Annotated in this window: 5 protein-coding genes and 2 pseudogenes; 2 read left to right on the top strand and 5 right to left on the bottom strand. The window is 64.2% G+C overall.

Features of this window, described 5'->3' with window-relative positions; genetic code table 11:
- Nucleotides 1-227: pseudogene (locus MET2598_RS42725) on the top strand (hypothetical protein); the annotation flags it as partial.
- 158 nt (nucleotides 228-385) lie between these two features.
- On the opposite strand, the pseudogene MET2598_RS36355 reads toward MET2598_RS42725, so the two are convergent.
- Together MET2598_RS36355 and MET2598_RS0111510 are read right to left on the bottom strand one after the other, a co-directional pair.
- Nucleotides 386-1,684 (bottom strand): annotated as a pseudogene (locus MET2598_RS36355) (IS256 family transposase).
- A gap of 160 nt (nucleotides 1,685-1,844) precedes the next feature.
- Nucleotides 1,845-2,030, bottom strand: coding sequence for a hypothetical protein (locus tag MET2598_RS0111510; protein ID WP_012335244.1), 186 nt, complete (start codon nucleotides 2,028-2,030; stop codon nucleotides 1,845-1,847).
- Nucleotides 2,031-2,110: 80 nt separating this feature from the next.
- Between MET2598_RS0111510 and MET2598_RS0111505 the strand changes: the two genes are divergently transcribed.
- The gene (locus MET2598_RS0111505) at nucleotides 2,111-3,322 is read left to right on the top strand and encodes an extracellular catalytic domain type 2 short-chain-length polyhydroxyalkanoate depolymerase (RefSeq protein ID WP_018260930.1); all 1,212 of its coding nucleotides are present in this window, start codon (nucleotides 2,111-2,113) and stop codon (nucleotides 3,320-3,322) included.
- Nucleotides 3,323-3,463: 141 nt separating this feature from the next.
- On the opposite strand, the gene MET2598_RS0111500 is transcribed toward MET2598_RS0111505, so the two are convergent.
- From MET2598_RS0111500 to MET2598_RS36350, 3 genes are all read right to left on the bottom strand, one after another.
- The gene (locus MET2598_RS0111500; protein ID WP_018260929.1) at nucleotides 3,464-3,736 is read right to left on the bottom strand and encodes a hypothetical protein; all 273 of its coding nucleotides are present in this window, start codon (nucleotides 3,734-3,736) and stop codon (nucleotides 3,464-3,466) included.
- 156 nt (nucleotides 3,737-3,892) lie between these two features.
- Entirely contained in the window at nucleotides 3,893-4,393 is a 501-nt protein-coding gene (locus tag MET2598_RS0111495) for a MucR family transcriptional regulator (RefSeq protein WP_018260928.1), read from the bottom strand.
- A 600-nt stretch (nucleotides 4,394-4,993) separates the two neighbouring features.
- Nucleotides 4,994-5,424 (bottom strand): IS256 family transposase (locus MET2598_RS36350; RefSeq protein WP_018260927.1); only part of this gene is annotated, 431 nt, incomplete at its 5' end.

The following is a 5,424-nucleotide window of genomic DNA, read 5'->3' as shown; positions in this document are numbered from 1 at the left end:
ATGACCACCCCGCGAGAGATCCCGCCTGCTTCGGCGCTGTGGAGGGCGCGCAGACGGGCTCTCTCGCTCCCGTCGAGCTACACCACCACCAGGGACACGACCGGCGTGCCAAGCGCCGGGGCATGCAGAAGGCCGTTGTGGTGGCGGCGCGCAAGCTGGCCATCGTGCTGCACCGCATGTGGCGGAACGGGTCGGACATCCGCTGGTCGGCGGCTCAGGCGGCCTGAGACACCTGCATCGATCACCAGCAACACCGAGCTCCTCCGGCGTGGAGGAGGTCCCTGCGAGGACGACGGGAGCGGGCGAGACCGGGGAAACTGGAGCGACGGCGCCAGCCGATCGCGCGGCTTAGAGAGCTAAACAGGAAACTGGGTGACGGCGGCGGTCAGGCGGCGCGGTGATCTGGGCTCGCAGTGACCTCGGTCCCATTTCGGAAGGTGACACCCGCCACAACCTTCGGCAACTGGTTCTCGCCCTTAAGCCGCCGCCAAGTTTTTGAGGCCGCCATCACCAGCTTGAACACCATCAGCTTGGCGGTCGGGGCGAGAGCGCGCCCTTGGTGCGCACCGTGCGGTGCCGGACCGTGGCGAACACACTCTCAATCGGGTTCGTGGTCCGAAGATGATCCCAGTGCTCAGCGGGCATGTCGTAGAAGGCCAGCAGGGCTTCGCGATCCTTCGTCAGACACTCCACTGCTCGGGCGTATTTGGCTCCATATTTCTCGACGAAGACCTCATGTGAGACCTTGGACTTGGCTCGGATGGGCGCGCTGTGGATCTCGCGCAAATCAGCTTTCATCGTTCGCTGAACGGATTTCGGCACCTTGTTCAAGACGTTGGCCGTCTTGTGCAGCCAACAGCGCTGATGACACGTGCCGGGGAAGGCCTCGTCGAGGGCCGTCCAGAAGCCCAGCGCTCCGTCACCCGCTGCGATCTCGGGCGCGAGGCTGAGCCCCCGCCGCTTCACATCCACCAGCAGTTCCCGCCAGCTCTGGGCACTCTCCCGCCCCCCGACCTGAAGCCGACCAACTCCTTCTTGCCCTCGGGCGTGGCGCCGATCAGCACCAGCATGCACTCGGCCCGCTCCTCCATCCTGGCCTGCAGTAGACGCCGTCCGCCCAGACGTAGACGGAGTGGCGGGCCGCGAGGTCACGGGCTTGCCAGCGGGCGTACTCGTCCGCCCAAGTCGCGGTCAGCCGGGTGATGACAGCCGGCGACAGGTTCGGGGCGTCCTTGCCCAGGAGGGCGGCGAGTGCCTCCTGGAAGTCGCCGGTCGAGATCTCGCGCAGGTAGAGGACCGGCAGGAGAGCATCCAGGCTACGCGTGCGCCGCGCCCACTTCGGCAAGATCGTCGAAGAGAAGCGGATCCGCTCCTCAGAGCTGGTCGCGCCGCGGTCACGGATGCGCACCCGCGCGACCGACACCGAGCCGATTCCGGTCTGGATCTCGCGTTCCGGGCCGTGCCCGTGGCGCACCAAGCGAGCGCGTCCGTCCGGCAGCCGCAGGTCCTGGATGGCGATGAGGAAGGCTTCAGCCTCCAGTTCGACGGCCTGGGCAAGCAGGTGGCAGGCGCCGGCCCGCAGCACCTCCGTCAGGGGATCGTCGATCTCCTCAGGCTGACGAAGGCGGACGACGTTGGTAGAATGCTCATAGGCGTATCCGCTCTCGCTGAGAGGTCCTGGCAGGCTTCGACACCCCGCCTCGATACGCCGCCTTCATGCCAAGCGCGTCACCCATTCTCCCGCATAGCTCTGCTCGAGGCCCTTTCAGGCTGAGCTACGCCGTGCCGCAACAAACTTGCAAACACAGGCCGGCACATCGCGAACGAGAACAGCCGGCAAGAGTTTACAAGCTTCTCGAGACAACGCCGAGCGCAAGCACAGCGTACGCGCCGATGAAGAACCAAGTCCGGTACTTCATCACCGTTGGGCCGATTGTTGGAATGCGCATGTACAGGCTTGCAATGGCAAGCCCGATCAGCACGAGGGACAGCAAGAAGGTCAGAATGCGCGGTGGCGAGAGGCTGAGCATGATGTCATTGTAGCGATCTCCGGTTGAAGAGTCGTGAAGCGGTTCGGCCCCCCGCGGGCAGGACCTGCAGGAGCAAGCCGATGCCGGTTGCCGCTGACCTCTCCCCGCGCCTCGCCCGCTGTGCCGCCCTCCTTTGCTTGGTGACCGCCGCGCTGGCTGACGACGGCCGCGGGCTCAAGCGGGGTGGCGACCCGAACCAGGTCAGCATCTCGGGCCTGTCGTCAGGCGCTGCCATGGCCGTACAGTACGCCGTGGCTCATTCCGCTTCGGTGACGGCCGTGGGCGCCGTCGCCGGACCGCAGTGGGGGTGCGCCGGCGGGAGCGTGTCACGGGCGATCAATGACTGCATGTGTGGCCGGGCCGCGCTCACCCCAACGATCAACACCGCGCGTCAGCTGGCCGCCAGAGGCGCAATCGACAAACTCACCTTGGGCAGGCCCCAGTCACTGAGGCGTGCATGGGTGTTCCAGAGCCCTGCTGATGAGACGGTCTCATCGCGCTCAGGGGAGGCGGACGCAACCTTCCTAACAGCCTTCATCGGCACCGCTCCCGAGGTCGACCGCGGCAATGCCGTCGATGGGAGTGATCGAGCCGGCCACGGCATCATCGCACCCGGCGGCAGCGACACCTGCGCCTTCGACGGCACGGAAACCAGCTATGTCCGGCACTGCGGTGCGGAGGATAACGCGGGAAAGATGTTTCACACGCTGTTCGGAGAAGGCTCTGCGTACAACCCGAGCGACCGAGCAGGTGATGTTCCCGAGGCAGAGTTGTGGTCATTCGATCAGAAGCGCTTCATCGAGCAGGCCAAGGCCCGAGGCGTTTCCGTGGCGGACGACTACTACAATCCGTTTTGGTTCTGGTGGCCGGCCAGCAGCGCACGACGGCAGAATTTTGATATGGCGGAGAAGGGCTACATCTACGTCCCTCCATCCTGCCGTGCTGTCGGAAGCGCCTGTCGAGTGCACGTGGCACTGCACGGCTGCAAGCAGGATGCGAGGGTCTTCGCATCGAAGGCCGGCTACAACAACTGGGCGGAGCGCTACAAAGTCATCGTCGTTTATCCGGCGATCGTGCCAGGTGATCCGGTCGCAGGGACTGTGTGCCGTTCGCCGGCTGTCGACCCGTCGCTCGACGCGGCCTGGGCTGAGCCCAATCCGAATGGTTGCTGGGATTGGTGGGGTTACCTCGATACCTCCTCTCAGCAGGGCCGGTATCTCACCAAGGAAGCTCCGCAGATGCAGGTGCTCAGGGCTATCATCACAGCCGTGACCACGTCGCAAACGAACTAGCTGCGCATGCTCAGCTTAATTTCAGGCCATAACAGCAGATATATTCTCGTCAGCGGTTGGCACTTCGTTTGAATCCGACTAATCCAGCCGGAGCGCTCTGTTCATCTCATTTTATTGGCCGATATTAAAGCGTTGACGCTCTCAGGTCGCGTCGGCCATGGCACCGAAGATCGCTCGTGTCTCGGCCCGAGATAGCGCGCCCGTTGCCGTGAGGGTCAGACCATAGAGGGCCTGCGCACGCTCAAGCATCATGCGGGTGGTTGCGATCGGCGGCAGGTCCAGCAGGCTCGCGCTATTTGGGTTGGGATTGACAATGATCGTCGAGAGCAGGCTCCCGCCAGGCCGCTCCGGGAGCGCATTGATGCTCGACAGGGTAAGCAGCGACCAAGCAGGCGGACTGATGATCGCGACCATGCAGAGCTTTGTGCCATCGCCCACCGTACGCGGCTAGGCACCGCGGCCGCACCATTGCGTGCTTTACGCGGGCCGAAGCACAGCTGATCCTCGGCTTGAGTGACACAGCCGACTACGTGGCACCCTCAGCGGTTCCGGAACTTGCTCCGGCTATCCCTACTTTGACCGCCCCGGGCCGCTCTTAGGCTCGCGCTGGCTCGTCACCTTCGCATCTGCGCTGCCCCGCCGGGCCGCGGCGGCTTGCTGCCGCTTGTGGCCGAGGCCGCTTCTCTTGGCGAGTTCCGAGCGCTGGGCAGCGTAGTTGGCGGCCGTCATGGGGTAATCTGGCGGTAGGCCCCACTTCTGCCGGTACTGCTCGGGTGTGAGCCCGCGGCCAGCGAGATGGCGCCGAAGCGTCTTGTAGGGACGCCCATCCTCCAGACTAATGATGTGGTCGGGAGTCACCGTCCGACGGATCGGCACGGGCGGCACGAGTGGCGCCGGCGCGGGAGCGGGTGGCTGGATAAGCCGTTTAAGAGTGGTGTGCAGGGATGCGATGAGGCCTGGCAACTCGCTCACGGGAACCGAGTTGTTCGAGACGTAGGCGGCGGCGACGCTGCTGACCGTTTCGAGCATCGCACCGTCAGCTTCGGTCAATCTCTCAGGATGATCGTTCATTGCCGTTCTCCCGCTGGCATTTGCCGCATTATCCAATGGATCGGGCTACCTTTCAATAACTTATGCATCTAAATTCATGGGGCATTGCGTCAGCCAACGGCGAGACTTAACTTAACAGTATGATCAGCAAGGCTCGCCAGCGTTCGCGGCCACATCCTCAAGCCCGAGCTGCATGCACCCTGCGCCTGACCGGATCCGCTCAGGGTTCAAATGACGGCCGCAGTAGCGACGAAAATGAGCAGCCGATTATTGATGTGAAAATTCTGCGAGGGCAGTCCAAGCTTGGAGGCAAGTCCGCTATCCGCGTAAATTATATCGGTCTGCGACCGATTTGGTGGTGCTTTAATATGGGAAAATCGTTGTTATGTCGCCCCCATATTATTCACTAATAGGAGGCGGCCTGCATTTGAGCTGACGGTCGTTCGACGAGAGCGCTGCCACCCATGAAGACCTTCGGGTGTGATTATTGGGACGCCAGCCCCGGGCCAGCAATCTGCCCCACACCGGTCCAACCGCAGCCATTCTGCGGTCGTCGCTCGGTCGTGTCCTCAGGCGTGGTGTAGCTGCGGCGTGGCGGCCACGGTCACCGGGCGGGGCCGATCAGGCTGCCAGGGTGGGCAGGCTGACAAGAGGATCATCGCTGATCGGGGCGATGCTTTCCAGGGTCAGGTAGCGGGCGCGCTGGACGGCCCATTCGTCATTCTGCTCGAGCAGGAGCGCGCCGACGAGACGGAGTATGGCCGCCTCATTGGGGAAGATGCCGACCACCTCGGTGCGCCGCTTGATCTCGCCGTTGAGGCGCTCCAGCGGGTTCGTGCTGTGAAGCTTGACCCGGTGAGCGGCCGGGAAGCCCATGTAGGCCAGCACGTCGGGCTCGGCGTCGTCCATCAGGGCTGCGAGCTTGGGCACCTTGGGTCGGAGCTGATCGGCCACGCGTCGCCATTGCTGACGGGCCGCCTCGGCGTCGTCCTGGGCGAAGGCGGTGGCGATGAAGGCCGACACGACGCGCCGCCCGCTGCGGCCAGCGTGGG

Origin of the sequence: Methylobacterium sp. WSM2598 (assembly GCF_000379105.1) — a bacterium.
Classification (GTDB): domain Bacteria; phylum Pseudomonadota; class Alphaproteobacteria; order Rhizobiales; family Beijerinckiaceae; genus Methylobacterium.
Note: the sequence above shows the minus strand (reverse complement) of the source record. Positions and strands in the feature narration are given on the sequence as shown.

Excerpts from the sequence above, each read along its gene's own strand:
- MET2598_RS0111495 (WP_018260928.1), bottom strand. The coding sequence starts at position 4,393 with ATGAACGATCATCCTGAGAGATTGACCGAAGCTGACGGTGCGATGCTC.
- MET2598_RS0111510 (WP_012335244.1), bottom strand. The coding sequence starts at position 2,030 with ATGCTCAGCCTCTCGCCACCGCGCATTCTGACCTTCTTGCTGTCCCTC.
- MET2598_RS0111505 (WP_018260930.1), top strand. The coding sequence starts at position 2,111 with ATGCCGGTTGCCGCTGACCTCTCCCCGCGCCTCGCCCGCTGTGCCGCC.
- MET2598_RS0111500 (WP_018260929.1), bottom strand. The coding sequence starts at position 3,736 with ATGGTCGCGATCATCAGTCCGCCTGCTTGGTCGCTGCTTACCCTGTCG.